The organism is Thalassovita sp. (assembly GCF_034670005.1).
Classification (GTDB): domain Bacteria; phylum Pseudomonadota; class Alphaproteobacteria; order Rhodobacterales; family Rhodobacteraceae; genus Thalassobius.
Genome location: NZ_JAXMOH010000001.1, coordinates 138,761 through 161,664 on the forward strand (window position 1 = coordinate 138,761; position 22,904 = coordinate 161,664).

General features: G+C 61.3%; 36 protein-coding genes and 1 other RNA gene. 36 read left to right on the forward strand and 1 reads right to left on the reverse strand.

The features are described 5' to 3' along the window. Positions 1 to 10: 10 nt before the first annotated feature. From VOI23_RS00770 to VOI23_RS00855, 18 genes are all read left to right on the forward strand, one after another. Positions 11 to 751 (forward strand): ATP-binding protein, encoded by a 741-nt coding sequence (locus VOI23_RS00770; protein ID WP_323780082.1) that lies wholly within the window; start codon positions 11 to 13, stop codon positions 749 to 751. After that, complete coding sequence (locus VOI23_RS00775; RefSeq protein ID WP_323780085.1) at positions 751 to 1,326, forward strand: hypothetical protein; 576 nt, start codon at positions 751 to 753, stop codon at positions 1,324 to 1,326. The genes VOI23_RS00770 and VOI23_RS00775 overlap by 1 nt, the downstream gene beginning before the upstream one ends. Continuing rightward, a complete protein-coding gene (locus VOI23_RS00780; protein ID WP_323780088.1) occupies positions 1,316 to 1,690 on the forward strand; it encodes a hypothetical protein in 375 nt (124 codons plus the stop codon). The genes VOI23_RS00775 and VOI23_RS00780 overlap by 11 nt, the downstream gene beginning before the upstream one ends. A gap of 14 nt (positions 1,691 to 1,704) precedes the next feature. After that, a complete protein-coding gene (locus VOI23_RS00785) occupies positions 1,705 to 1,905 on the forward strand; it encodes a hypothetical protein (protein WP_323780091.1) in 201 nt (66 codons plus the stop codon). After that, positions 1,905 to 2,552: a DUF3164 family protein gene (locus VOI23_RS00790; protein ID WP_323780094.1), complete on the forward strand. Its 648-nt coding sequence runs from the start codon at positions 1,905 to 1,907 to the stop codon at positions 2,550 to 2,552. The genes VOI23_RS00785 and VOI23_RS00790 overlap by 1 nt, the downstream gene beginning before the upstream one ends. A gap of 33 nt (positions 2,553 to 2,585) precedes the next feature. Beyond that, the gene (locus VOI23_RS00795; protein WP_323781818.1) at positions 2,586 to 2,894 is read left to right on the forward strand and encodes an HU family DNA-binding protein; all 309 of its coding nucleotides are present in this window, start codon (positions 2,586 to 2,588) and stop codon (positions 2,892 to 2,894) included. After that, an RNA gene (locus tag VOI23_RS00800) (hammerhead ribozyme type II) lies at positions 2,895 to 2,967 on the forward strand. It abuts the gene before it with no gap. A gap of 9 nt (positions 2,968 to 2,976) precedes the next feature. Next, entirely contained in the window at positions 2,977 to 3,579 is a 603-nt protein-coding gene (locus tag VOI23_RS00805; RefSeq protein ID WP_058264026.1) for a hypothetical protein, read from the forward strand. Then, positions 3,572 to 3,739 carry a hypothetical protein gene (locus VOI23_RS00810; protein ID WP_323780098.1) on the forward strand — a complete coding sequence of 56 codons (168 nt, stop codon included), beginning with the start codon at positions 3,572 to 3,574 and terminating at the stop codon, positions 3,737 to 3,739. The genes VOI23_RS00805 and VOI23_RS00810 overlap by 8 nt, the downstream gene beginning before the upstream one ends. Beyond that, positions 3,726 to 3,935 (forward strand): hypothetical protein, encoded by a 210-nt coding sequence (locus VOI23_RS00815; protein ID WP_323780101.1) that lies wholly within the window; start codon positions 3,726 to 3,728, stop codon positions 3,933 to 3,935. Before VOI23_RS00810 ends, VOI23_RS00815 begins: the two co-directional genes overlap by 14 nt. Next, complete coding sequence (locus tag VOI23_RS00820; RefSeq protein ID WP_323780103.1) at positions 3,928 to 4,374, forward strand: regulatory protein GemA; 447 nt, start codon at positions 3,928 to 3,930, stop codon at positions 4,372 to 4,374. Before VOI23_RS00815 ends, VOI23_RS00820 begins: the two co-directional genes overlap by 8 nt. Then, complete coding sequence (locus tag VOI23_RS00825) at positions 4,374 to 4,625, forward strand: hypothetical protein (RefSeq protein ID WP_058264024.1); 252 nt, start codon at positions 4,374 to 4,376, stop codon at positions 4,623 to 4,625. Before VOI23_RS00820 ends, VOI23_RS00825 begins: the two co-directional genes overlap by 1 nt. 30 nt (positions 4,626 to 4,655) lie before the next feature. Beyond that, positions 4,656 to 5,033: a hypothetical protein gene (locus VOI23_RS00830; RefSeq protein WP_058264023.1), complete on the forward strand. Its 378-nt coding sequence runs from the start codon at positions 4,656 to 4,658 to the stop codon at positions 5,031 to 5,033. 104 nt (positions 5,034 to 5,137) lie between these two features. After that, positions 5,138 to 6,067: a glycoside hydrolase family protein gene (locus VOI23_RS00835; protein WP_323780106.1), complete on the forward strand. Its 930-nt coding sequence runs from the start codon at positions 5,138 to 5,140 to the stop codon at positions 6,065 to 6,067. Beyond that, positions 6,067 to 6,600: a 3TM-type holin gene (locus tag VOI23_RS00840; RefSeq protein WP_323780109.1), complete on the forward strand. Its 534-nt coding sequence runs from the start codon at positions 6,067 to 6,069 to the stop codon at positions 6,598 to 6,600. The genes VOI23_RS00835 and VOI23_RS00840 overlap by 1 nt, the downstream gene beginning before the upstream one ends. Beyond that, positions 6,597 to 6,944 carry a DUF2730 family protein gene (locus VOI23_RS00845; RefSeq protein WP_233487547.1) on the forward strand — a complete coding sequence of 116 codons (348 nt, stop codon included), beginning with the start codon at positions 6,597 to 6,599 and terminating at the stop codon, positions 6,942 to 6,944. Before VOI23_RS00840 ends, VOI23_RS00845 begins: the two co-directional genes overlap by 4 nt. Beyond that, positions 6,941 to 7,240 (forward strand): hypothetical protein, encoded by a 300-nt coding sequence (locus VOI23_RS00850; protein WP_058264020.1) that lies wholly within the window; start codon positions 6,941 to 6,943, stop codon positions 7,238 to 7,240. The genes VOI23_RS00845 and VOI23_RS00850 overlap by 4 nt, the downstream gene beginning before the upstream one ends. A gap of 3 nt (positions 7,241 to 7,243) precedes the next feature. Next, positions 7,244 to 7,810: a phage protein Gp27 family protein gene (locus tag VOI23_RS00855; protein WP_058264019.1), complete on the forward strand. Its 567-nt coding sequence runs from the start codon at positions 7,244 to 7,246 to the stop codon at positions 7,808 to 7,810. Between the two features lie 290 nt (positions 7,811 to 8,100). Here VOI23_RS00855 and VOI23_RS00860 read toward each other — a convergent pair whose 3' ends face one another. Continuing rightward, the gene (locus VOI23_RS00860; RefSeq protein ID WP_323780114.1) at positions 8,101 to 8,313 is read right to left on the reverse strand and encodes a hypothetical protein; all 213 of its coding nucleotides are present in this window, start codon (positions 8,311 to 8,313) and stop codon (positions 8,101 to 8,103) included. An 80-nt stretch (positions 8,314 to 8,393) separates the two neighbouring features. On the opposite strand from VOI23_RS00860, the gene VOI23_RS00865 reads away from it, so the two are divergent. The 18 genes from VOI23_RS00865 to VOI23_RS00950 all read left to right on the forward strand — a co-directional run bounded on the left by VOI23_RS00865 (position 8,394) and on the right by VOI23_RS00950 (position 22,904). Then, entirely contained in the window at positions 8,394 to 8,690 is a 297-nt protein-coding gene (locus VOI23_RS00865; protein ID WP_323780117.1) for a DUF6527 family protein, read from the forward strand. Continuing rightward, complete coding sequence (locus VOI23_RS00870) at positions 8,690 to 8,974, forward strand: hypothetical protein (RefSeq protein ID WP_323780120.1); 285 nt, start codon at positions 8,690 to 8,692, stop codon at positions 8,972 to 8,974. Before VOI23_RS00865 ends, VOI23_RS00870 begins: the two co-directional genes overlap by 1 nt. Before the next feature lie 9 nt (positions 8,975 to 8,983). Then, positions 8,984 to 10,660 carry a hypothetical protein gene (locus VOI23_RS00875; protein ID WP_323780123.1) on the forward strand — a complete coding sequence of 559 codons (1,677 nt, stop codon included), beginning with the start codon at positions 8,984 to 8,986 and terminating at the stop codon, positions 10,658 to 10,660. 191 nt (positions 10,661 to 10,851) lie between these two features. Further along, positions 10,852 to 12,498 carry a DUF935 domain-containing protein gene (locus VOI23_RS00880; protein ID WP_323780126.1) on the forward strand — a complete coding sequence of 549 codons (1,647 nt, stop codon included), beginning with the start codon at positions 10,852 to 10,854 and terminating at the stop codon, positions 12,496 to 12,498. Continuing rightward, positions 12,491 to 13,645, forward strand: coding sequence for a phage minor head protein (locus tag VOI23_RS00885; protein WP_323780128.1), 1,155 nt, complete (start codon positions 12,491 to 12,493; stop codon positions 13,643 to 13,645). The genes VOI23_RS00880 and VOI23_RS00885 overlap by 8 nt, the downstream gene beginning before the upstream one ends. A 118-nt stretch (positions 13,646 to 13,763) precedes the next feature. After that, positions 13,764 to 14,273, forward strand: coding sequence for a phage virion morphogenesis protein (locus VOI23_RS00890; protein WP_323780131.1), 510 nt, complete (start codon positions 13,764 to 13,766; stop codon positions 14,271 to 14,273). Positions 14,274 to 14,379: 106 nt separating this feature from the next. Then, positions 14,380 to 15,444, forward strand: a complete 1,065-nt coding sequence (locus VOI23_RS00895) for a phage protease (RefSeq protein WP_323780134.1) — start codon at positions 14,380 to 14,382, stop codon at positions 15,442 to 15,444. Positions 15,445 to 15,459: 15 nt separating this feature from the next. Next, positions 15,460 to 15,891, forward strand: a complete 432-nt coding sequence (locus VOI23_RS00900; RefSeq protein WP_323780137.1) for a hypothetical protein — start codon at positions 15,460 to 15,462, stop codon at positions 15,889 to 15,891. Positions 15,892 to 15,903: 12 nt separating this feature from the next. Beyond that, positions 15,904 to 16,797, forward strand: a complete 894-nt coding sequence (locus VOI23_RS00905) for a Mu-like prophage major head subunit gpT family protein (protein ID WP_323780140.1) — start codon at positions 15,904 to 15,906, stop codon at positions 16,795 to 16,797. Between the two features lie 15 nt (positions 16,798 to 16,812). Then, positions 16,813 to 17,112: a hypothetical protein gene (locus VOI23_RS00910; protein WP_323780143.1), complete on the forward strand. Its 300-nt coding sequence runs from the start codon at positions 16,813 to 16,815 to the stop codon at positions 17,110 to 17,112. Between the two features lie 97 nt (positions 17,113 to 17,209). Next, positions 17,210 to 17,638 (forward strand): DUF1320 domain-containing protein, encoded by a 429-nt coding sequence (locus VOI23_RS00915; RefSeq protein WP_323780146.1) that lies wholly within the window; start codon positions 17,210 to 17,212, stop codon positions 17,636 to 17,638. After that, positions 17,638 to 18,069 carry a hypothetical protein gene (locus tag VOI23_RS00920; protein ID WP_323780149.1) on the forward strand — a complete coding sequence of 144 codons (432 nt, stop codon included), beginning with the start codon at positions 17,638 to 17,640 and terminating at the stop codon, positions 18,067 to 18,069. The genes VOI23_RS00915 and VOI23_RS00920 overlap by 1 nt, the downstream gene beginning before the upstream one ends. Then, positions 18,066 to 18,212 carry a hypothetical protein gene (locus VOI23_RS00925; protein WP_323780152.1) on the forward strand — a complete coding sequence of 49 codons (147 nt, stop codon included), beginning with the start codon at positions 18,066 to 18,068 and terminating at the stop codon, positions 18,210 to 18,212. The genes VOI23_RS00920 and VOI23_RS00925 overlap by 4 nt, the downstream gene beginning before the upstream one ends. Further along, positions 18,205 to 19,140 (forward strand): phage tail tube protein, encoded by a 936-nt coding sequence (locus VOI23_RS00930; RefSeq protein ID WP_323780155.1) that lies wholly within the window; start codon positions 18,205 to 18,207, stop codon positions 19,138 to 19,140. The genes VOI23_RS00925 and VOI23_RS00930 overlap by 8 nt, the downstream gene beginning before the upstream one ends. A gap of 10 nt (positions 19,141 to 19,150) precedes the next feature. Beyond that, positions 19,151 to 19,480 (forward strand): hypothetical protein, encoded by a 330-nt coding sequence (locus VOI23_RS00935; protein ID WP_323780159.1) that lies wholly within the window; start codon positions 19,151 to 19,153, stop codon positions 19,478 to 19,480. A 98-nt stretch (positions 19,481 to 19,578) separates the two neighbouring features. Next, positions 19,579 to 19,848: a DUF1799 domain-containing protein gene (locus VOI23_RS00940; RefSeq protein WP_323780162.1), complete on the forward strand. Its 270-nt coding sequence runs from the start codon at positions 19,579 to 19,581 to the stop codon at positions 19,846 to 19,848. Further along, positions 19,849 to 22,245 (forward strand): phage tail length tape measure family protein, encoded by a 2,397-nt coding sequence (locus VOI23_RS00945; protein ID WP_323780164.1) that lies wholly within the window; start codon positions 19,849 to 19,851, stop codon positions 22,243 to 22,245. Next, positions 22,245 to 22,904 carry a hypothetical protein gene (locus VOI23_RS00950; RefSeq protein ID WP_323780167.1) on the forward strand — a complete coding sequence of 220 codons (660 nt, stop codon included), beginning with the start codon at positions 22,245 to 22,247 and terminating at the stop codon, positions 22,902 to 22,904. Before VOI23_RS00945 ends, VOI23_RS00950 begins: the two co-directional genes overlap by 1 nt.

Here is a 22,904-nt window from a genome sequence, read left to right on the forward strand (position 1 = left end):
TGAGGGAAGAATGACACAGAGCAGGCAACTACACAACACACTGGCCCCGCTGCGCAACGTTATGAGCTTCATGACCATGTTGCAGAGGCTGGAAGACCGCAGCTCAGGGCTGCCCGGGATGGGGTGCTTCTACGGGCCCAGCGGGTTCGGCAAGACGATGGCCAGCATATTTGCGGCCAATCAGCGCCGGGCCTGCCTGGTCCAGGTCAAAAGCGTCTGGACACAAAAGGCGCTGTGCGAAGCCATCCTCGAAGAGTTGGGGGTGAAGCCGGAAAAGGTGATCTACCGGATGGTGGATCAGATCGGTCAGGTGCTGGCGCAGGAGAATATTCCCCTGATCATCGACGAGGCGGATTTCCTCGTAAAAAAGAAGATGATCGAGATCGTCCGCGACATCTACGAGGCGTCTTTTGTCCCGGTCATTCTGATCGGTGAAGAAGCTTTGCCGAACAAGCTGCGTCAATGGGAGCGTATTAACAGCCGCATGCTGGAGCGCGTGGCCGCCGAGCCGCTGGATGATCAGGACTTCGCCCTGTTGATGGGTATCCGTTGCAAGGGGGTTACGCTGGAGCCAGACTTGCAGGCCGCCATTAAAGCCGCCAGCCGGGGTTCGGCACGTCTGATCGTCAATAACCTCGACACCGCCCAGTTATGTGCCCGGACTTTAGGGAAAAGCGCGATCTCGCTCAGCGATATGGGCCGTAAAGACCTACATGACGGCAAGGCTCCAGATATGCGGAGGTTCGGCTGATGACCCGGCACAGCAGGAAGCTGATCAATCGCGAACACCTGTGGAACCTTGCAAAGATCCACGAGGAGTTCACGGCGCACGATCTGGCCGCTGCCGCCCATCGTAGCCTTGAGCATGTGCGTCAGTCGATCAAGGATTGGGTGCGCTGGGGATATGCAAAAGCGGATGGCAAGCGCGGCAACCGTGATCTTTACCGGGTGGTGAAGGGAAAGACCGGCACCCCTCCGGCGACCGATCCGGCGGGGCGCGTGATCGCCAATGTCACGCCCCACCAGTCGATGTGGTTCGTGATCCGCAAGTCCGGTGTCTTCAGCTATCGGGACGTCGCAATGCAGGCAAATACGCAGGACGTGGCCGTGACCGAGGAACAGGCGCGGGATTACTGCCAGATGCTGGCCAACGCCAAGTATTTGCATGTCGTACAGAAAGCGAACGGCAAAGGGCGTTTGGCGCTGTACCGGCTGGTGAACAACACCGGCCCTCTGCCACCGCGCGAAAAACGCATTCGGGCCGTCTGGGACGATAACAAGCAAAAATACACGCATGTCGCAACGGGGGTGACCAATGGTCGTTGAAACACCCCTTGAAAAGGCGCGCCGGTGCTGGGGCGCTGTGACGCCTGATTGGGTCGAAGGGCTGGCGCGGGCCTGTATGGAAAGCAGCCAGAACAAGGTCGCCAAGTCGATGGGATGCTCGGCCTCCCTGATTTCGGCGGTGATTTCGGCCCGGTATCCGGGCGATCTGGAACGTGTCGAGGCGATGTATCGCGGCGTTTACGAACGCGCGGTGGTGGATTGCCCAGCCCTGGGCGAACTGGCGACAAATGTCTGCCGTCAGTGGCGCAGCAAATCTCGCAAACTGAACCCGGCGAACAGCCAGAACGTGATGATGTTCCGCGCCTGCCGGTCCTGCCCGCTAAACCAGGAGGAAAAGCCGTGAAGGACGCCACGCCCATGACCGAAACCGAGATCCTTGCCCATTGCGGGCGGGCGCTGCGCAAGATCGATCAGCGCGGTCCGCGCGGGGTCGAAATGGTCACGCATGATGAAATCACCGCATTGGCGGCCTTGGTCGATCTTACCGGCGCAGGACCGCTTTGCATAGAAACCTCCATCGCCCTGGATCGGTTGATGGAACAGAAGGAACAAAGATAATGAACCAGCAGCACCAACCCATCCCTGATGGCCGTCGCACCATTGATGGCGCGGTCTACATGGAGGATGCGAAAGGATCGCTGATCCCGCTTCCCCTGATCAAGCCCCAGCATGTGCTGGAGGACGAGGTGGTTCGCAAGATCATCGGATATGCCATATCCCTGTCCGATCAGGTCGCCCGCTTCAAGGGCCACACGTTCGAGGATCTGTCGGACTTCGAAGCGCTGCTTGATCAGGAATACGGGACCACCAAGGGCGGTGCCAAGGGCAATAAGACGTTCATGTCGCATGACGGTCTTTACAAGGTGCAGATCGCGGTCGCCGATCATGTTGAATTCGGACCCGAGCTTCAAATCGCCAAATCGCTGGTCGACGAATGCCTGAACGAATGGTCGGCCGAGGCGCGCGAGGAGCTGCGCGCCGTGGTGACGCGGGCCTTCAACACCGACCGGGCCGGCCAGATCAACCGGGCTGAAATCTACAGCCTGCTGCGGTTGGAGATCGCGGATGAGCGCTGGAAGCGGGCGATGAAGGCGATCCGCGACGCCATGCGCGTGGTCGGCTCGAAGACCTATGTGCGCTGCTACCACCGCCCATCCCAGGACGCGGGCTGGCAGGCGATCACTATCGATCTGGCGAAGGCGTAATCCGCGAAAGCATCCACGACGAAAACACCCGCCATCAAGAGGAGACCTGACATGGCACAGAAGACCACCACCACCGACCTGATCGCAGCAATGGCTGCTGCGGCCTGCACCACTAAGGCCGAGGCCGCTACGCTTCTGGACGCTTTCAAGGCCGTCACGGCTGACAGCCTGAAGAGCGGCAAGGAAGTCCAGATCGCGGGCTTTGGCACGTTGAAACCCCGACATCGCGCGGCGCGCGACGGGCGCAACCCTGCGACTGGCGAAGCCATCCAGATCGCCGCCTCTGTCGGGGTCGGCTTCACACCGGCCAAGGCCCTGAAAGACGCCTTGAACGATCATTGAACGCGAAACATCCCCGGCCAGCGCCGGGGGTGTCGTCGGGGCGTGGTTGCCCCGGCCTGATGAGCAGCCACAGGAGGGCAGAATGCTGGACAAAGAGTTTTTCGCAGAAGCGACGGGCGACGGTGGCTTTCGGGTTCTCCAGATGCGGCCCGTTGAGGTGGCTCGCTGTGCGGATGAAATGATGGCGTACACAATTGCGGGCATGCTGAACGGTCAGTCCCAAGGAAGCACTGACGACGTGCCAACGGGCGAAGAAGAGACATCAGACCAGGAAGTCGAAGACGACCCCGCACAGATTTCAAGTCCGCCTGCGGCACCCGATAGTTCCGACGATGCCTGGACCGAAGCGGAACTGGACGATGCTTTCGAGATGCTTTTGGCAGGACAGAAGCTGCGTGAGGTGGCCGAAAAATTCGACAAAAGCTGGACCAAACTGCGAGGTCATTGGGCCCGTCATTCGCGTCAGATGAAACAAGATGACGCCACATCGGAAATTCAGGAAGAAGCATCAGAAGTCGCCCCGCAGCCGTCGTCGGCTCTCGTACCGCTGACCCAGACCGCCTACGACAAAGTTGCTCTGGCGATCACCGATGTGAGCGAACAGGCGCGCTGTATCACTTGCGGGCGGCATTTCACCCGGACGCCGGATCAGTTGGACCACTGCGCGAGGTGCTCAGATGGCTGAGACCGGATCGCAGCCCAAAATAGACCATCTGATGCGGTTGGTGCGGGACCTGTATTCCGCCCTCTGCGTCCGCCTCGACGGAACACCGCTGCGGGACGAAGAGCTGGCAGCACTGGCCGAATGTCAGCGGATCATGGGGGGCGATCATGCAACTGACTGATTACCAGAAGGCAACCCGGATCGGTCCGCTGATCCCTTTCGTCTGCGACTATTGTGGTCCGAACGGCCGCGCCTTCGGCATTACGCTTTACGGCACCAGCGAAGAAATCGTGATCGAGAATAACAGCGCCGCCCTGCCCGGGCTAAAGGTCGTTGGCATCCTTGACAGCTATTGCGGGGTCTACGGCCATGAGTGATGCGCTGCGCAAGATGATTTTCGTTGGTTGTCGGGAATTGGGAATTGATACCGAGACCCGCAAGGAAATGCAGGCCCGGTTGACCGGCAAGTCCAGCCTTGTGGATATGACCGAGGCCGAACTGAAGCTGGTCGTGGACAACCTGAAACAGCGTGGGTTCAAGGCACAATCCGGCAGAAAGCGAAAGGCCGCGCCCCGTGCCGATCTGCGGCTGATACATGTCCTGTGGGCAAAACTGGGCGAAGCCGGCGCGCTAAACGATCCGTCGCGCGCCGGGCTGAATGCTTTCATTCGAAAACAGTTCGGGAACAACTGGCAGAGCGTTCCGGCGGACGTGGACATGCTGCGCGATTGGCACCAGATCGACGATGTCGTGCAGGCGCTAAAAGCGTGGGCCCGTCGCGTCGGTGCCGATTTCGATTTCAAGCGGGTACGCTGATGAAAAAGCCGCTGCATCCCGTCACCGATCATGCCGTGATCCGCTATCTGGAGCGGGTTGAAGGCATGGATATCGAAGTCATCCGCCGCCAGATCGGCAGAACGGTTGACGAAGCGGTGCGGCGCGGGGCAGCAGGCACCGTTGCAGGTGGCTTTTGCTACAAGATTAAGGACGGCACGGTCGTGACCATCTGGGAGCAGAACCTGCCGGACAAGCGAACCCATCGCGGACGCCCGAAAGGGGGCAAGTGATGGACTGGCCCTTTGGCGAACTTACCTATCATGTCTGACGCCCCGCAATATCCCCGCCCGCCGGCGCATATCGAGACCTATGTCGATATCCTCGGCCCGGATCTGGCCTTCGAGTTCCTGATGCAGTTTGGCGGAGCAGAGCTCTATCTGGCCACCGCCCCCAAGCGGTCGCGCCTGGCGCAAGTGATTGGCGTGGACAAGGCGGCTGATCTGGCCGCAGCAGCCCACCGTCTGTCAGCCCGCGTTCCGGTCGCCAAACGCTGGTTGGCGCGGGTGATGAAATCAAAGGGCTTGTCCAATGCGGAAATTGCCCGCAAACTGCACGTCACTGACGTCACCGTGCGCGCCTATCTGAAAGGCACGGAGATGACGGACAACTACGATCCCCGCCAACTTCCGCTTTTCTGACCTGCCCCCCCGCAAATGCTTGCGGGTGATCCTCGCGTGACTTTCCCGCCATTCTGGATGCAACCTTGGGGCTATCCGCCCCTTTTGCATTTCCAGGGGGCAGCATGGCGACCACTTCCGAAAAAGGCATTGCAACGCTCGACCTTCTCGAAGGCGTAGTCCTGAAGGCCTATCGCGACGCCGTTGGTCGCTGGACCATCGGGTCCGGCCTGACCAAGGCGTCAGGTGTGATCGATCCCAAGCCGGGCATGGTGATTTCGCGCGAAGAAAGCGACCGCCTGACCCGGCTGGCGCTGACGCGCAATTATGAACCGGCCGTCAATAAGGCGATGCCCGGAGCCAGTCAGAATGAATTTGATGCAGGGTCCCTGTTTCACTGGAACACCGGCGCGATCGGTCGGGCCAGTTGGGTCCGGGTATGGCGCAATCAGGTAAAGGACTGGGGGTTGATCGGTTCGAAAATGCGCGCCTGGAACAAGGGCGGCGGCAAGGTGCTGCCCGGCCTGACCCGCCGCCGCCAGATCGAATTCGACATCCTTAACTTCGGTATCTACCCGGTCACCAAGCCGAACGCGTCTGCCACCGGACTGGCCCGGATCGTGGTGTCGATCGAACCCGCGCGCATTGCCACGATCCGGGCAGCTTTCGCAAAGCTCGGATACGAGCCCGGCAAGGACCCGTCTGGTATCTCGCGCAATGCCGTCAAGACCTTCCAGCGCGATCATGACCTGACCGTCGACGGGGTGATCGGCAAGGCGACGCTGTCCACCTTGCAGCGGATGATCGACGCCCGCGCCAAGGCGGCGGCCCCGGCGGCAACTGCTATTGCAGCGGGCGGGGTTGAAGCCGCCCCCATGCCGGACGGTTCAATCGAAGCGCTGTCCGGTCTGCCCCATGCCGACTGGATCGTTCCGGCGGTTCTGGTTCTGGCTCTGGGCTGGGCCGTCTGGCGGGCATGGCAATACCGCGATGCCATCGCCGTTAAGGCCCAGAACCGTTTCCCCCAAATTGCCGCAAAACTGAGGAGCATCTGATGAGTGCCGCCCTGATCTCGCTTGCCACGTCCGTTGGCGCCCCCTTTGTCCGCGATATCCTTTCGCGCAAGATCGGTGCGGGTAACACCCAGCTTGCCGAAGACGTCATCACCGCGATCGCCGCGCGCGCCGGCGTCGAACCTGTGAACCTTGATCGGCTGGCCACGACCGATCCGGAGACCGTCACGGATGCAATCCTGAGGACCGAGAATATCGCCCCTGAAATGGTCGCGACCTACAACCGCGAACTCGAACTGCAGGCCGCCCTGATCGAGGCCGAGAAAAACGATCCTGTATGGGTCCGCGCCTGGCGGCCTCTGGGGATGTATTTCACCATGTTCCTCTGGGGCTGGCAGATCGTGATCCTGCATGTGTTGAATGCCATCTTCAAGACTGCTTTACCGCCCGCCGATTGGCAGGCGATGACGCTTTGGACCACGCTTTACCTGTCGCTCTACATGGGTGGTCACACCGTCAAATCGGTCGCCAGCACCTTCGCCGCCAAGCTGGCCGGGAAAGGCGGCGCGGCGTGACCCTTGATCTCGATGTGTTTCTGAAGCTTTCCAGTTTTGGTCTTTCTCTCGGGGCGATCGTCTGGACCTTCTTCGCGACCCGCCAGAAGGACACTGACAAGCGGTTCAAGGAAGGGTCTGACCGGATGGATCGGCATGAAAACCGCATCCTGTCGCTGGAACAGACCGTCAAGGTCATGCCCGGCAAAGATGACCTGCATGCGGTGCAAATCGAACTGACCCGGATGAGCGGCACGATGGAAACCATGTCGGCGATCATGGAGGGAAACCAGAAAATCATGAGCCGGCTGGAAACGATTGTGAGCCGCCATGAAGACCACCTTTTGAGCGAGGGTCGAAAATGAGCAGTTACCAGGAAACCCTGCGCGAACATGCCCGCATCGCAATTCTGCGCCTGTTGGAAGATGCCCCCAAATACACCTCGAACGTTTCAATGATCGCCCAGCTGCTGCATCCGCTGGGCATCGCCTTTACGCGTGATCAGGTCGCGGGCGAAATTACCTGGCTGCAAGAGCAGGGATTGATCACGACCGAAGATCACGGTGGCTTCATCGTGGTCACCGCCACCTTGCGCGGGATCGAGGTGGCGCAGGGCATCGCGCGGCATCCCGGTATTCAGCGTCCCCGGCCGGGGAGCTGAGCCATGCCCACACCCGCCAAACTGGATCTGCTGCCTGCCGAGCTGCGCAAGTGGCTCAAGGAAGAACTGGAGACACGCGGCTTTGGCGACATCCTCGACGTCACCGAAGCGCTGAACTTCCGCCTTCAGGAGGAAGGGCTGGAGATCACCGTGGGGAAGACGGCGGTCGGCAAGTTTTCCAAAGCGCTCAAAGACCAGCGCGAAGCCTTCCAGATCGCCGAGACGCTGCTGTCGGACATGGACATCGAAGGCGAGGGCGAGCTGCACAAGGTGCTGATGCAGATGATCGCCACCAGCGCGGTCCACATGATCCAGAGTGTGCGCGAGGAAGACGGCCATCTGGAGCCCAAGGACCTGATGGCCCTCGGGCGGATGCTGAAGGACCTCATGGCCAGTTCCGGCATGCGCGAGAAGTTGCTGGACGATGAGCGCAAGCGCGTCGCCCGCGAGGCACGAGAAGCGGCCGAGGCCGACGCCGCCGAACGGTTCGAGGAAGCGGTGACCGAGGCGGGGATGAGCGAAGAGCGGATCGCGCTCATGCGCAACAAGTTCCTGGGGCTGAAAACATGATTTCGCGTCGCCCCCCAGTCGTTGAAAACGCCGTGCTTTTGGTCGCTGATTGGCGTTGGCGCAAAGGCCCGCGCTGGAAGGCCCTTTGCGCATGGGTGCTGGGACGGCGTGAGGTGTTCGTGACGCACCTGGGCGATGTCGCCCAAGTGTCCTGGTGGCGAGGGGAGCCGTATCTGCTCAGCCTCTCGGAAGATCAAACCAAGTCGTGAAGGACATGACCGCTATGAATATCCCGAACCTAGAAAATATCCCGAACCTAGAAGCAGGCCTGCGCGCCGCAGAAGCAGAAATCAGTTTCCTTCAAGCGCGTGTAACGCGTCTCGAAGAGCTTGTGCGGCAGCTTGTTTCGCGCGCTGACGCAGCGCCGCTTCCGGCTGATTGCCCGGTGTCTCAAGAGGGACGTTGATATGGACGTGTCTTTGCTTTCCATCGTTATCAGTCAAGGCAACGGTTGCGCGGCCCTGCGTGAAGTCGACGTTTTCGGTTTGGATTTTGAATGCCATTCGCGGCGTCCTTTCTCGTTTCAAAATATGACAACGCCCACAAGAATCGTGGAGCGAGATGAGAAAGGTAGCCACTACCTATGATCCGCGCCATCCATTTCCCTAACGCCGACACGTTCCGGGCTACGAGGCTACCCGGATCGACGCATTTCAACCTGGTCAACGCGCCAAAGGGTGAAGCGGCGCTGTGGTTCTTTTGCCCCTGTGGCTGTGGCGCACCGGTACGCCTGCGGGTCGGCATGAAACGCAAACCCCCACACAGCCCCAGCTGGGACTGGAACGGATCAGTCCAGAACCCGACGCTGTCGCCCTCCGTCAACCGTCTGGACTGCGGCTGGCACGGCTGGCTGCGCGGCGGGTATTGGGAGGAGGTGTGATGCGCTCGACATTTTCGCTGGCCTCAGATTTGGAAAAGCTGGCCGAAACCTATCGCGGCAAGGATCGCCACATTGCCACGTCGCTTTATCAGTCTGCGTGTCGCCTGCGTGATCAGATGCGCGAGGCGGTGCGCTTGCAGGATGAGATCGACAAATTGAAGGTGAGCCTCGATCTGTCTGAGAAACGCGCGGACATGCTTGAGTGCGAAGTTGATCATTTTGGTGCAGTTCGGCCCACCGCATCCGCGCCCACGTCACCCGCTCCGCCGAAGCCTAAACGATAGTTGGCTGATATGACCCAAGCCGACCTCGCCCCCGCCAATCCGATCCTGACCCGCGATGCGGGACAACTGCCCGGAGAGCTTCCCCGTGGCGGCGATATCCCCGAGGATCTCGATCCGCTGGCCGATGGCATTCTCATGCAGCACCAAAAGGACTGGCTGGAGGATCAGTCAGACCTGAAGCTTGCCGAGAAAGGTCGACGCACCGGCATCACCTTTGCCGAAGCACTGGACGACACGCTGATCGCCGCCGCCAGCCGCAAGGCAGGTGGGTCGAACGTGTTCTACATCGGCGACACCAAGGACAAGGGCCGCGAATTCATCGGCTACGTGGCGCATTTCGCCAAGATAATCGCGGGCGAGCTGCACCAGATCGAAGAGTTCATCTTCAAGGACGAACGCGAGGACGGCACCTCGAAGGACATCACCGCCTATCGCGTCACCTTCAACAGCGGCTTCCGGGTCGAGGCGCTGAGTTCCAACCCGGCCAACATCCGGGGCCTTCAGGGCGTCGTGGTGATCGACGAGGCGGCGTTCCACAAGAACGTCCGAGAAGTCATCGACGCGGTGAACGCGCTGCTGATCTGGGGCGGCAAGGTGCGGGTGATTTCGACCCATAACGGGGTGCTGAACGCCTTCAACGAGCTGATCCGCGAGGCCAAGGCCGGCAAGAACCCCTTTAAGGTCCATTTCATCCCGTTTTCAAAGGCTGTTGAAAACGGTCTTTACCAGCGCGTCTGCCTGATGCGCGGCAAGGAATGGTCACAGGACGCCCAGGACAAATGGGAAGCGCAGATCCGCAGCTCCTATGGGTCACGCACCGCCGCCATGCGTCAGGAGCTGGACGCGATCCCGGCCGAGATGGAAGGCGCAGCACTGACCCGCGTCCAGATCGAGGCGGTCATGGCCAGTGGCATTCCCGTGGAACGCTGGGCCCAGGGCGATGATTTCAAGAACGCACCGGACGAAGAGCGCATTCGCAAGGCCAAGGACTGGTGTGAAACCACCCTTAAACCGGTGCTTAAACGGCTTGACGAGAACCGGCAGCATTTCATGGGCGAGGACTTCGCGCGTTCCGGCGATGTCACCGACATCGTGATTTATGAGCTGGGCGAAGATCTGGTGCGTCGGGTCAAGCTGGTGGTGGAACTGCGCAATATTCCGTTCGATCAGCAGCGCGACATCCTGTTCTACATCTGCGATCGCATTCCGAATTTCGCTAAAGGCGCGCTCGATAAAACCGGCAACGGCGCCTACCTGGCCGAGAAAGCCGCGCAGCGCTACGGATCGCGCATTATCGAAGTCGCCTTTTCCCGGCAGTGGTACGAGCTGGAAATGCCGCCCTATATCGAGGCGTTTGGCGACAAGACCGTGGTTCTGCCCAAGCATGCCGACGTGCTGGCCGATCACCAGGCGTTGCAATTCGTGGATGGCATCATCCGGGTGCCGCGCGATTTCCGCTTCAAAGGTTCCGACGGGTTCGACCGGCACGGCGACAGCGCAGTCGCTTGCGCGCTGGGCTATTTCGCCAGCCGTCAGGATTACACCGAATACGATTATCGCGGCGCCCAGTCTGACCGACGTGGCCACAATGGCGGGCCGCCAATGGACGGGCCAGATGACGAGGATCAGCCGCAGCGCGGTTGGTGGAAGTCGCCCCTCGGGGCCGGACTCCGCGGGGGAATTTGAAGATGCCGAAAATACGTGTCTGCGAAGCCGAGGAAATATTGGCCGAGGCAGAGGGCGACTTTTGCGAGTGCGGCGCGGTTCCTGAAGAGGGAAGCGAATACTGCTTCATTTGTGGGTCGTATTGGGAAGACGTGGCTCGCGGCGTTTTCAGCGACTTGGAAGAAGATTGAAGGCGGCGGAAGGAAAACATTATGGCTAAAACTCCCCAGCTTCTCGACCAATACGGCCGCCCGGTGGAACGGCAGAGCCTGACTGAGGAAATCTCGGCGCCAACCATCGGCGGTGTACGCTCTCCGATTTCGGGCTATCCGGCAGACGGTCTGGACCCGCTGCGGCTGGCCGCGATCCTGCGCGAGGCCGATATGGGCGATCCCGTACGCTATCTGGAACTGGCCGAAACGATCGAGGAGCGCGATCCACACTACCTGGGCGTTTTGGGCACCCGCAAACGTTCGGTCAGTCAGATCGACATAACCGTGAAACCCGGCGGCGACAGCGAGGTCGAGGAAAAGCAGGCGCAGGCGGTGCGCGACTGGCTGGACCGGGACGAGCTGACGGATGAGTTGTTCGACATCCTGGACGCGATCGGCAAGGGGTATTCCTTCACCGAGATCATTTGGGACACATCCGAGGGTCAATGGCTGCCCAACCGCCTGGAGTACCGCGATCCGCGCTGGTTCCGCTTTGCGCGCCACGATCTGGCCACGCCTATGATGCTGGGCGAGACGGGTCAGGAAGAACCTCTCAAGGCCTACAAGTTCATCTTTGCCAAGATGAAGGCAAAATCCGGCCTGGTCGCGCGTTCCGGATTGGCGCGTGTTGCCGCCTGGGGATGGATGTTCAAGGCCTATACTCAACGCGACTGGGCGATCTTCACCCAAACCTATGGTCAGCCTCTGCGCGTGGGCAAGTACCACCAGGGCGCCAGCAAGCAGGATCGGGATACCTTGTTCCGGGCGGTCGCCAACATCGCGGGCGATTGCGCAGCCATCATCCCCGAGTCGATGATGATCGAGTTCATCCAGACCGGCAATATCGGCGCGGCGCACCAGCTCTACCTGGAACGGTCCGAATGGCTGGACAAGCAGGTCTCCAAGGCGGTTCTGGGTCAGACCTCGACCACGGACGCGGTAACGGGCGGGCTTGGGTCGGGCAAAGAGCATCGCGAAGTGCAGGAAGATATCGAGCGGGCCGATTGCAAAGCATTGCAGTCCATCCTGAACCGGGATCTGGTCCGGCCCTGGATCGATCTGGAATACGGCCCCCAAAAGACCTATCCCCGGATCATCATCGGCCGACCGGAAGAAGAAGACCTCAAAGCGTTCTCGGACGCGATCGGGCCGATGATCGACCGCGGGCTGAAAGTGAAGGCCTCCGAGGTCCATACGAAATTCGGCCTGTCGAACCCCGACGATAGCGACGAAATCCTGACCCCCGCGACCAAATCCGCACCGCAGGAGCAAACTTCGCCGCCGGGTGCGGACGTCGTGGCCGCTCAAAGCGCCGTTAAACACCCATTGAATACCCTTCTCGGACTTTCCGGGGGCGTTGGCGCAGTTCAGACGCAAAGCGTCTCAGCGGGCCTCTCAGCGGCTCATGACCCGGTGGCTGTCTGGGCGGACCGGATGGCGACAGAGGCCACCGCCCCGATGCTGGGCCTGATCGAGCAGATCGAGGTGATGCTGAGCCATGCGGAATCGCTTGAGGAATTCCGCGAAATGCTGACGGCTGGCTTCCCTGATCTTGATACCGGGAAGTTGGCGCAAGTGATGGCGATGGGCCTGATGACGGCCCATGCCGCCGGGCGGTCAGAGATCGAGGACGAGGCGGATGACTGAGGCGGTCCGGGCCGCGTTTCGCAAGCCATTTGCCGAACAGGTCGCGGCGTTCCGTCTGCGGCTTGGGAATCTGGTTCCGACCTCACGCTGGGATGATCTGTGGCAACAGCAGCATGATCGCGCCTTCATGGTGGCGGGTGCCACCAAGGCCGATCTGTTGGCCGATCTGGCCACAGCCGTGGACAAGGCGATTTCCGACGGCACCGGGCTGGAGGCGTTCCGCAATGATTTCCGGGCCATCGTGGAAAAGCACGGCTGGCACGGCTGGACCGGCGAAGGCACCGCCAAGGGCGAAGCCTGGCGCACCAGGGTGATCTATCGCACCAACCTGCGCAGCTCCTATATGGCGGGGCGATATGCGCAGCTGGTCGAAGGCGGGTTCAGGTTCTGGGTCTATCGCCACGGCGGATCGCTGGAACCGCGCATCGTGCATCTGGGCTGGGACGGATTGATCCTGCCGCCGGATCATCCGTTCTGGGCGCAGCACTACCCGCCGAATGACTGGGGGTGCTCGTGCCGCGCATTCGGTGCCCGAACTCTGGCCGGTGCCATCCGAAAGGGCGGCAACCCCGGACTGAAGCTACAGCCTGGATGGGATCGCATTGACGCCAAAACTGGCGCCCCCGCCGGAATCGGCAAGGGCTGGGCCTATGCGCCGGGAGCCAGCGTGGCCGAGACCGTGAATGCCCTGACCCCCAAACTCGATCAACTGCCGGAGCAGCTTTCGATCGATCTCATCCAAAGCTGGCTAACAGAAAACCTGTTTGGTGCTTGGCTGGATAAGCCATCAGGACAATGGCCGCTGGCCCGCTTGTCAGAGGAGCTGGCCTCAGAGATTGGAGCAAAGACCCAGATCGCGAGCCTGTCCGCGCAAACTGCGAAGAAGCAGCTACGGGAGCATCCAGAGCTTTCGGTTTTCGATTATGCTCACGCCCAGCAGGTCGTGGCTCAGGCGACTGAGATCATCCGTGATGGCGAAAAGAACCTGATCTTCGTGAAAGAACCACCCGACGCAAGCGGCCATGTCTTGGTGGTTAAGGCAACGGTGACAGGTGAAGGACTGTTCGTTACCAGTTTCCGCCGACTGAGCGCTGACCCAGCGGTGCGAGATCGCGTGTTGCGACGTCTGAGGAGAAAGGGAAATTAGCAGGCGGCAGGGCCCCGCAACCCGGTTTCCCGGAAACCCTGCATAGCACTCCGATCCGAAGATCGTGTTACGGCCGCGAGAATATTACCGTGTCACGCCTGCTAAAGGGAATATAGCCATGATCGACGCCAAAATCAACGACACCGCGTCGGACGGTCTGGATCGGATTGCCCGCGCTCTGCTGGATCTCACACCGGTCTGGTACGACATTGGCGAAGACCTTCTGGTCTCTCACCAGGATCGCATCGCACGGGGGGAACGGCCGGACGGCGCGTCCTTTGCACCCCGCTCCCCAACCACTCTGAAACGCTACAAGAAACTTGGCCTCAGCTATGGCCCGCCACTGAACCTGAGCGGCGATATGCGTCAAGGGCTGCATTACAGTGTTACGCCTGGCGCGCTGGAACTGGGGTCCAGCGCCATCCAGTCCGCCGTGATGCAGTTCGGGGCCAAGAAAGGCGCCTTCGGGTCCTACCAGGGCAAAGGATTTGGCGAGACCACGCCCACCATCTCGATCCCTTGGGGCGATATTCCGGCCCGGCCGTTTCTGGGGCTTTCGGATGACGATCAGGACGCAATCACCGCAGCTGTCGGTGAATGGTTGGTCAAGATCACCGACGAGGATTGACCGCCGCCCGAATAGGCGGCACGGTTGGGACGGGTCGGAAATAGCGCCACCCCGCAAACCCTTGCGGATTACTTGGCAGTCATGACTGGGCGATGATCGTCCTATCATGAACAGACAAACCCCCACCATCGCCCTGATGAGCGCCCAAAACCTGCCGCTGTTGCAGGACGACGCAACTGCGCCCGAATGGGTGCATCTGCTGCCCGCAGTTTCTGGCGCCATCCAGACCGGGGACCAGCGAGGACCATACCATGTAACCGATGCCAACCAGGTGATCGAGCTGAGCTTCGCGGAAAGCGACCGGCTGCCGATCGATGAAAACCACGCCACCGATCTTGCCGCGCCGAAGGGCCATCCCAGCCCGGCGCGGGGTTGGATCGTCGAAATGCAGGCCCGCGAAGACGGCATTTGGGGCCGCGTCGAATGGAGCAAGGACGGCGCAGCCCTCGTCTCTGGTCGCGCCTACCGCGCGCTCAGCCCCGTCATCACCCATGACAAATCCAAGAGGATCGGCCGCATTTTGCGGGCGAGCCTCGTCAACGTGCCCAACCTGCGCGGCCTGGTCGCGCTCAACCATCAAGAACAGGAACCTGAAATGGACTTTCTGCAACGTATGGCCGAGCTGCTCGGCCTGGCCAAGGATGCCTCCGAAGAGGATGTAACCACCGCCCTGCAATCCCGCCTAGGCGGCAACGATGGCGAAACCGCTCTGCAATCGCAGATGGGCGAGATCGCCGTCGCCCTGGGCCTGACTACCGAAGCCGATCACACCGCCATTCTGAATGCCGCCCAGACATCGGGCGGTGAGGATGGCGAAACCATCGTTGCCCTGCAGGCCGAGCTGAAGGATCTGGCAACCGAACTGAATGGCATCAAGCTGGGCGGCGCTCGGGATAAGGCCACCGCCTTTGTCGACAAGGCCATCGCGGATCGCCGCGTCGGTGTGGTGCCGCTGCGCGACAAGTACATCGCCATGCACATGAAGGATGCGACCGGCACTGAAGAGCTGATCAATGCCTTCCCCCGGCTCGATAACTCCCACACCGCGCTGGAACCGCCCACGCCCAAGGATGGCGAAGTCGCTCTGAACGCCGAACAGCGTCAGGCCGCCGTCCTGCTGGGCATCCCCGAAAAAGACTATGCCGCTCAGCTTGCAGCCGAGCAGCGCTAACCCGGAGGCCGTCACATGACCGCACTGACCGCAGACCGCAACACGCCGCGCTATGAGGGCGACATTCGCCAGGGTGGCGTTGCGGCATCCACGAAAATCTTCGGCGGGGCCATCGTCATGCGCAACGCCGCTGGCTACCTGACCAAGGGCCAGACCGCTACCGGATTGGTCGGCGTCGGCCGCGCCGAGGAGCAGGTGGACAATTCCGCCGGTGCCAATGGCGCGCTGAACATCGACTACCGGCCCGGCAGTCACCGCTACGCCAATTCGGCAAGCACGGACGAAATCACCGCCGCCGATATCGGGGCCAAATGTTACGCCGTGGATGACCAGACCGTCGCAAAGACCGATGGCACCTCCACCCGATCCCCCGCCGGCATTGTCGATGACGTGGACGCCCTGGGCGTCTGGGTCCGCTTCGACGAAGCCCTGACCAACGCATCCTAAGGAGACCGATAGATGCTTGTGAATGCAGCAAACCTGAACGCCCTGCGCATCGGTTTTTCGACGGCCTTCCAGAATGGACTTGGTCAGCACCAGTCGCAGTACGATCGCATCGCGACCACCGTTCCAGCAACCCAGAAGGAACAGAAATACGGCTGGTTGGGCAAGGTCCCGAATATGCGCAAATGGATTGGTCCCCGCGCAGTGCAGAACCTGTCGCAGTCGGACTATGCAATCAAGGAAGAACCCTGGGAACTGACCATCGGCGTCGATCGGGACGATATCGAGACCGACAACCTCGGGATCTACACGCCAATGTTCTCTGAATTGGGGCGGTCGACAGCGGCAAACAAGGACATGCTGGTATTTGAACTGCTGAAGTCTGGTTTTGCCACCACATGCTACGACGGCCAGTATTTCTTTGATACGGACCACCCGGTGCTGGACGCGGCCGGTGAGGAGGCTTCGGTCGCCAATACCGACGGCGGGTCTGGCACCCCGTGGTTCCTGCTCGATGTGAACCGAGCCCTGAAGCCGGTCATCTTCCAGGTCCGCAAGGACGATGAATTCGTGCCGATGGACGACCTGACATCAGGCAACGTGTTCCGGAACAAGGAGTTCGAATACGGTGTCGATGCCCGCTACAACGCCGGGTTCGGCTTCTGGCAGTTCGCCTGGGGGTCGAAGCAGACATTGGATGCCGCTCATTACGCCACTGCCCGCGCGGCCCTGACCGGCATGAAAGGCGACCACGGTCGCCCGCTCGGCCTGATGCCCAACCTGTTGGTCGTCCCCCCCGCGCTGGAAAGCGCCGGTCGCAAGCTGCTGAATTCCGAAAACGGATCGGGCGGCGAAACCAACGAGTGGAAAGGCACGGCCGAACTGCTCGTCGTGCCGTGGCTGGCGTAAGGGGGGAACTGAGCGATGACCGATAAAACCCCCGAACGCGCCGCGCTGGAAGCCCGCGCTGCAGAGATGAAACTGACCTTCCCCGCCAATATCGGCGACACCAAACTGGCCGAGCGGATCGCAACGGCCGAGGCCAAAGAAGCCGAACCGGTGCCCGTTCTGCGCGTCATCGGTCCGGCGAAAGGGTTCCGCCGCGCGGGCCGGTCCTTTGGGGCAGAGACCGTCGATATCCCGCTGGCCGATCTGAGCGCGGCGGAGATCTCCGCGCTGGAAGACGAACCGAACCTGATCACCGCCCGGATCGACACCGAATAGCAGCCATCTTCATCCCGGCTGCCCATGCTCTGGCAACAGGGCCTGCCTGGCGGCGGCGCAATCCGCCGCCAGGACCTCATGAACCGCCGGAGCCAACATGTCCTACACCTCTTTGACAGACCTGACCGACCGCTACGGTGAACGGCTGCTGATTGATCTGACCGATCGGGCTGAAGTGGCCAGCGGTGTGATTGACGCGGATGTGGTTGATCGGGCGCTGGCCGATGCTGACGCATTGATCGACGGTTATCTGGCGGCCCGTTATGTGCTGCCGCTGGCCCAAACCCCTGACCTCGTGGCTTCGCTTGCCCAAGTCATCACCGTCTGGAACCTGCACGTTTACGAGCCAAATCCCAAAATCGAAGCCGACTACAAGGCGGCGATCCGATCTTTGGAAGCGATCAGCAAGGGTGCGATCCGCCTGTCTGTCGCCGGAATCGAACCGGCCGGCGACGGCGGTGGCGGCGCTGTCGTCACCGATCGCGAACGACCGATGACCGCCGCGAACCTGAAGGGCTTCATCTGATGCTGGACGCTGTCCAAACCCGGCTGGCGGCGCGCATCCCGGATCTGGCGGGCCGCGTTCATGACGCCGCCGATTTTACCGAGATGCTGCGCCGGGGCGGTTCCCCGACCGCAATGCCGGCCGCCTATATCATGCCGGCCGCGATGATCGGCAGGCAGCCCGGCGGGGTCACCGGTCTGTTCGTACAGGAATACACCGAGTCGATCAGTGTGGTCCTGGTCTTTGGCTCCACCGAGCCCCGGGCGACCCGGGCGTTCAAGCGCCTGCGACCGTTCATTTTCGACGTGATCGAAGCCATCGCCGGCTGGACCCCCGGCGGCACGGCCGGCGTCTATCAATTAGCCCGGGGCGCGGTGCTGGGCGTTGGCGAAGGCCGCCTGACCTATCAACTCGATTTTACCATCTTCGACCAACTGAGGATCGCCACATGACCCAGAAGCCGAAAACACCTCCGCTGCCCGCCAAGGGAGGCAGCTACACCGTCGACGGCCGAAACCGTTTGAAAGCGGCTGTCGAGACAAAACCCGCACCGGCGAATGCCGCCGCAGCCGAAAAGGACGTGAACGATGCCTGAACCGATTTACTGGCGCGAGAAGATCCTGGTGGCCAAGATCGAAACCACCTACGGCGTGGATGCCGCCCCTTCCGGGGCCGAAGCGATCCTTGCCAAGGACATCCGGCTGATGCCGATGGAAGGCAATGACATCGAGCGCGATCTTGAATTGCCCTGGGACGGCAACCCCGGCACCATCCCGGCCGACCTGCACAGCAAGATCAGTTTCGACGTGGAACTGGAACCTTCGGGCACGGCGGGCACCGCGCCGGGCTGGGGCGTTCTGCTGCGCATGGCGTCCTGCGCCCAGACCATCGCCGCAGGCACGTCGGTGACCTATAACAAGATTTCCTCTGGGCGCGAGTCCGGAACGATCCATCTGCTGATCGGCGACACGCTTTACGCGCTGCGCGGCAGCCGGGGCAATTGCAAGATCGATGTTTCCGCCTCGGGCATCCCCTATCTGAAATTCGAGTTCACCGGCCTGTGGACCAAACCCGCCGAATCCACCCGTCCAACGCCGGTTCTGACCGGGTTCAAGGACCCCAGCGTGGCCACCTCGACCAATACGCCTGCATTTACGATCGACGGCACCAGTTTCGTGCTGCGCAGCCTGTCGCTGGATTTTGGCAACAAGGTGGAGCCGCGTTTCCTGATCGGGGACGAAAGCGTGATCATCACCGAAATGCGCGAAACGATCGAAGCGAAGGTGGTAGCGCAGCCGATTTCGACCTTCGACCCCTTCGCCCTGGCGCGGGATGCGACCCAGAAGCCGCTGGTGCTGACGCATGGCACCACTGCCGGACGGATTGCGTCCCTGTCTGTACCGACCGCGCAGATGCAGCGCGTTCAAGGGCTGGAAAATGCCCAGAACATCAAGGAATGGCCGCTGCGCCTGCTGCCGCGTCCCGCCGCTGGCAATGACCAGTTCACCCTGACCCTGACCTGACGAGGCCCAAATGTTCAACGTTGTCCAAACCCCGAAATTCACCCGAACCGTCACCGTCCACGTCCCGCATGGCGATGGTTATCAGGAACAGACCTTTGTCGGTCATTTCAGGGCGGTTCCCGAAGACGATTATACCGACACGACACTGGGCGAAGTCGAAAAGAACAAGGAATTGCTGCGCGCCGCGTGGATCGGCGGGGATGATTTCGTGGGGGATGCCGATGCGCCTGTCGTCTGGAGCGAAGACTTGCGCGAAGCGTTGCTGAGCCGCGCCGATGTCCGCGTGGCGCTGCTGCAGACCTATTTCAGCGCCGTGTCGACCCTGCGCCCGGGAAACTGAAATGGGTCGGGCGTGCCTGGGCCACCGGTACGCTCGGCCCTTCTTCGCAGGAAAGGCAACCCGAGCTTCAGGCCGAGGCAGACTGGTGGGGGATCACCTTGCCCGCCCTCCACAGCCCCCCGGAAGAAGAGGGCGTCTGGGCCGAACATGTTCCGGCCGCCGAGGCGTTTCTGGCAAGCGCCACGCAATGGCGCACGCAAACACGCGGCGGCGGTCCATACAGCTCCGCGAGAATGGTGTTTCTGGGGTTGGATTACAGCGGCGTCGACGTGTCGCTGCGGCGGGTGGGGCTGGAACTGAGCCCCAAAAGCTGGAGCGATTTGCAGATCATTGAACTGGCGGCCGCGGCGGCCTTGAACGAGGATTAAATGGCCTTTCAAGTCTCCCTTCTCCTGACTGCTGACGGTGACGTCGCCGCCGCCGAGGTGCGCAAGGTCGGGACCGCCGTCAAGGAAACGGGTGCCGAAACGGAACGGCTGGGGTCGAAGGGTCGATCTGCGGCAGGCGGTGTTCAGAAGCTCGGACGGGCGGCGGACGGCGCAGAAGACCAGGTCAAGAAATTGGCGGCAGCAGAACGTCAGGCGTCCCGTGACGCGGTGAATCTGCAACGCAGCAACCAGCGCGCTGCCGGGGCAACCGGTAACCTGATCGCCCAGTTCAACGATGTTGGCGTGATGATGATGGCGGGGCAGAACCCGCTGCAACTGGCCGTTCAGCAGGGCACCCAGATCACCCAGGTCATCGGCCCGATGGGCGCGGGCGGGGCAGTCCGTGCGTTGGGCGGGGCGTTTGTGGGCATGCTGAACCCGATCAACCTGATCACGATCGGATCGATCGCCGCCGGGGCTGCGATGGTGAATTGGCTGACAGGTGCGAAGGAGGAAGCCCAATCGCTTGATGACCTTCTCGCGGCCACTCGCGATACGCTGAAAACCTTCGACGAAGCCCAAAAAATCGCCGGGATAGGTGCCCTGGATATGGTCGAGAAGTTCGGGACAGCGGACCCGATGCTGAAGACCATTCTGGCCGATTTGACCGCACTTCAGAAGGTCGACCTATATCGCAGTCTGGCATCACAGGCGACGGCGGTGCGGGATCTGGTGCTTGACCTGTCATTTTTCGATGACCGGTCCTCGCAGTCCGCTGCGCAGGATTTTCTTGGCCTCAGTTCGGTTCGAGCATCGGCGCGGGCAGCCGGAGCGGAATTTGCCAACAACCTTGAAATTCTGAACCGAAGTGAAGAGCCCGCGACCAAGCTCAAAGCAGCACTCGACCTGCGCCAGCAGCTTCTGGACACCGCTGGCGGGCTGGACCAACTGAATGCCAAACAACGTGAATTCTACGATGGGCTGGCGGCAACGATCCGGGACTTGATCCTGATCGGTGCGAAGGTCGAACAAGCCAGCACCGCGCCAAACGAGAATATGAAGGCACTTGGCAGCCTTTGGCAGGAGCTCAAGAAGAACGCTGGCGACTATATTCAGGAACGGCTGAAGGAGGATCAGGCCGCCCGCAGCATCCTGGCGGGCCTACGTGAACAAGCGGCCATCCAGGAAGCTATTGCCCTCCACGGAGCGGGCAGTGTGCAGGTGGCAGAACTCCGTCAGCAGGCCGAGCGAAGAGTGTACGAGGAAAAGCTCAACAGCAAAGGTGTTTCAGCCGACCTAAAAAAAGAAATGCTGGCCGCGTTCGACAACGGTCAGAAATTCGCGGACCTGAATATTTCGGCAGGCATTAGCGCGGCTGCGGATCATGCTGAAAGGCTGGCGCGTCAGATGGGTATTTCGCTGGCGACGGCAATGGGAATTGTGAACCTTCAGTCGTCAAAGACATATTCCGGACGCGGCGGTGATCCTCGGGATTTTGAGGAGGGGGGCAGTAAGGCCGGATACCAAAATAGCTTAAATTACACGCCTATCGACGAAATCATCGCGAGGTTCAATCGGAGTTCAAAACGTGGCGGCGGTTCGGCCCGCAAGGAAGAACAAGCGCTTGCACGCCTGATCGCTCGCGAGCAGGAACAGCTTGACCTGCTGCGGGCCACGGACCCGGTGCAGAAAGAAATGATCCGCAACCGCGAGGCTCTGGCCGGGGCGACCGATGCAGAACGGGCTGCCGTGCAGGCGATGATTACTGAGCGTATCGCCGAACAGGAAGCGATGGACGGCCTTCAGGAACGGCAGGATTTCTTCAACCATACGCTCTACGACTCTCTCGACGGCCTGATTTTGCAGGGCGAGAGCCTTGAGGATGTGCTGAACAATGTCGGGCTCGCCCTGACGCAGGCGGCGCTGCAGGCTGCGATCCTTGGGAAAGGGCCGCTGGCGCAACTGTTCGGCTGGACCACCCCGCTTTTCAGTTTTTCCCAAGGTGGCGAGATCCCGGCGCTGGCGTCGGGCGGGCAGGTCTATGGCCCTGGTGGTGGGACCGATGACAAGGTTCTGATGTGGGGCAGCTCGGGCGAGTTCATGATGAACGCCCGCGCCACGGCCCGGTATCGCCACCTGTTGGAGGCGATGAATGCCGGTGCGCCGATCCCCGGTTTCGCCAGGGGCGGCGCGATCGGAGGTGGATCGGCGGGGACACCCGCAGCAGGTGGCATGGCGCATGTGAAGCTGGACCTGTCCCCAGACCTGAAGGCCACCATGCTGAGCCAAAGCACCGGCATCGCCGTCGAAATATCCCAAGGGATGCTCGAAACTTATGACCGGATGCTGCCGCGCCGGATCAAGGATATCTCTAACGATCCAGGGAAGGTTGGCTGATGGCACTGAGCTACCCCCTTTCGGCCTCGGATTTCTTCGCCTGGCTGCCGATATCTCAGATCACCTTTCACCTGCCCGGTGCATATGAGGCTTCCGAAACCGGCGACGGCGAGGTCATTACCGCGCAGCTGGGAACGCGGCTCTGGACCGGCGAAGTGACGCTGGGCAGGATGAGCTATGACGAGATCGCCAGGGCCGAGGTCTATCTGGCCGCCCTGCAGCAGCCCGGGCGTGCCTTCATGGCCTTTGATCGTCGTCGCCCTGTGCCTCTGGCCGATCCGACTGGCAGCGCAATTTCAGGCATCACAGCCCAGATCTCCAGCCTGGCATCGAATAATCGCGACCTGAGCCTGACCAACCTGCCCGCAGGCTATCGGCTCGGTGTCGGGGACTATCTGTCCTTCAGCTATGGCAGTTCACCCACCCGCACCGCGTTGCATCGTATCCAGACCACGCAGGCCGACGCGGATGCAGGCGGTGAAACCGGCTTGTTCGAAGTGGTTCCGCATATCCGCCCGGGGGCCGTCATCGGGGCAGGTGTGACGCTGGTGCAGCCAGCCTGCAAGGCGCTGATCGTTCCTGACAGCGTGGAGCCTGGATCGAACCGGTCGCGCATCAACGAAGGCTTCAAGTTCCGTTTCCGCCAGACTCTGAGGTGA

Excerpts from the sequence above, each read along its gene's own strand:
- VOI23_RS00835 (WP_323780106.1), top strand. The coding sequence starts at position 5,138 with ATGGCGACCACTTCCGAAAAAGGCATTGCAACGCTCGACCTTCTCGAA.
- VOI23_RS00815 (WP_323780101.1), top strand. The coding sequence starts at position 3,726 with ATGCAACTGACTGATTACCAGAAGGCAACCCGGATCGGTCCGCTGATC.
- VOI23_RS00780 (WP_323780088.1), top strand. The coding sequence starts at position 1,316 with ATGGTCGTTGAAACACCCCTTGAAAAGGCGCGCCGGTGCTGGGGCGCT.
- VOI23_RS00880 (WP_323780126.1), top strand. The coding sequence starts at position 10,852 with ATGGCTAAAACTCCCCAGCTTCTCGACCAATACGGCCGCCCGGTGGAA.
- VOI23_RS00820 (WP_323780103.1), top strand. The coding sequence starts at position 3,928 with ATGAGTGATGCGCTGCGCAAGATGATTTTCGTTGGTTGTCGGGAATTG.
- VOI23_RS00890 (WP_323780131.1), top strand. The coding sequence starts at position 13,764 with ATGATCGACGCCAAAATCAACGACACCGCGTCGGACGGTCTGGATCGG.
- VOI23_RS00895 (WP_323780134.1), top strand. The coding sequence starts at position 14,380 with ATGAACAGACAAACCCCCACCATCGCCCTGATGAGCGCCCAAAACCTG.
- VOI23_RS00810 (WP_323780098.1), top strand. The coding sequence starts at position 3,572 with ATGGCTGAGACCGGATCGCAGCCCAAAATAGACCATCTGATGCGGTTG.
- VOI23_RS00770 (WP_323780082.1), top strand. The coding sequence starts at position 11 with ATGACACAGAGCAGGCAACTACACAACACACTGGCCCCGCTGCGCAAC.
- VOI23_RS00905 (WP_323780140.1), top strand. The coding sequence starts at position 15,904 with ATGCTTGTGAATGCAGCAAACCTGAACGCCCTGCGCATCGGTTTTTCG.
- VOI23_RS00875 (WP_323780123.1), top strand. The coding sequence starts at position 8,984 with ATGACCCAAGCCGACCTCGCCCCCGCCAATCCGATCCTGACCCGCGAT.
- VOI23_RS00900 (WP_323780137.1), top strand. The coding sequence starts at position 15,460 with ATGACCGCACTGACCGCAGACCGCAACACGCCGCGCTATGAGGGCGAC.
- VOI23_RS00920 (WP_323780149.1), top strand. The coding sequence starts at position 17,638 with ATGCTGGACGCTGTCCAAACCCGGCTGGCGGCGCGCATCCCGGATCTG.
- VOI23_RS00855 (WP_058264019.1), top strand. The coding sequence starts at position 7,244 with ATGCCCACACCCGCCAAACTGGATCTGCTGCCTGCCGAGCTGCGCAAG.
- VOI23_RS00790 (WP_323780094.1), top strand. The coding sequence starts at position 1,905 with ATGAACCAGCAGCACCAACCCATCCCTGATGGCCGTCGCACCATTGAT.
- VOI23_RS00865 (WP_323780117.1), top strand. The coding sequence starts at position 8,394 with ATGATCCGCGCCATCCATTTCCCTAACGCCGACACGTTCCGGGCTACG.
- VOI23_RS00915 (WP_323780146.1), top strand. The coding sequence starts at position 17,210 with ATGTCCTACACCTCTTTGACAGACCTGACCGACCGCTACGGTGAACGG.
- VOI23_RS00840 (WP_323780109.1), top strand. The coding sequence starts at position 6,067 with ATGAGTGCCGCCCTGATCTCGCTTGCCACGTCCGTTGGCGCCCCCTTT.
- VOI23_RS00870 (WP_323780120.1), top strand. The coding sequence starts at position 8,690 with ATGCGCTCGACATTTTCGCTGGCCTCAGATTTGGAAAAGCTGGCCGAA.
- VOI23_RS00925 (WP_323780152.1), top strand. The coding sequence starts at position 18,066 with ATGACCCAGAAGCCGAAAACACCTCCGCTGCCCGCCAAGGGAGGCAGC.
- VOI23_RS00950 (WP_323780167.1), top strand. The coding sequence starts at position 22,245 with ATGGCACTGAGCTACCCCCTTTCGGCCTCGGATTTCTTCGCCTGGCTG.
- VOI23_RS00945 (WP_323780164.1), top strand. The coding sequence starts at position 19,849 with ATGGCCTTTCAAGTCTCCCTTCTCCTGACTGCTGACGGTGACGTCGCC.
- VOI23_RS00885 (WP_323780128.1), top strand. The coding sequence starts at position 12,491 with ATGACTGAGGCGGTCCGGGCCGCGTTTCGCAAGCCATTTGCCGAACAG.
- VOI23_RS00805 (WP_058264026.1), top strand. The coding sequence starts at position 2,977 with ATGCTGGACAAAGAGTTTTTCGCAGAAGCGACGGGCGACGGTGGCTTT.
- VOI23_RS00910 (WP_323780143.1), top strand. The coding sequence starts at position 16,813 with ATGACCGATAAAACCCCCGAACGCGCCGCGCTGGAAGCCCGCGCTGCA.
- VOI23_RS00775 (WP_323780085.1), top strand. The coding sequence starts at position 751 with ATGACCCGGCACAGCAGGAAGCTGATCAATCGCGAACACCTGTGGAAC.
- VOI23_RS00860 (WP_323780114.1), bottom strand. The coding sequence starts at position 8,313 with ATGGCATTCAAAATCCAAACCGAAAACGTCGACTTCACGCAGGGCCGC.
- VOI23_RS00850 (WP_058264020.1), top strand. The coding sequence starts at position 6,941 with ATGAGCAGTTACCAGGAAACCCTGCGCGAACATGCCCGCATCGCAATT.
- VOI23_RS00935 (WP_323780159.1), top strand. The coding sequence starts at position 19,151 with ATGTTCAACGTTGTCCAAACCCCGAAATTCACCCGAACCGTCACCGTC.
- VOI23_RS00930 (WP_323780155.1), top strand. The coding sequence starts at position 18,205 with ATGCCTGAACCGATTTACTGGCGCGAGAAGATCCTGGTGGCCAAGATC.
- VOI23_RS00825 (WP_058264024.1), top strand. The coding sequence starts at position 4,374 with ATGAAAAAGCCGCTGCATCCCGTCACCGATCATGCCGTGATCCGCTAT.
- VOI23_RS00830 (WP_058264023.1), top strand. The coding sequence starts at position 4,656 with ATGTCTGACGCCCCGCAATATCCCCGCCCGCCGGCGCATATCGAGACC.
- VOI23_RS00785 (WP_323780091.1), top strand. The coding sequence starts at position 1,705 with ATGACCGAAACCGAGATCCTTGCCCATTGCGGGCGGGCGCTGCGCAAG.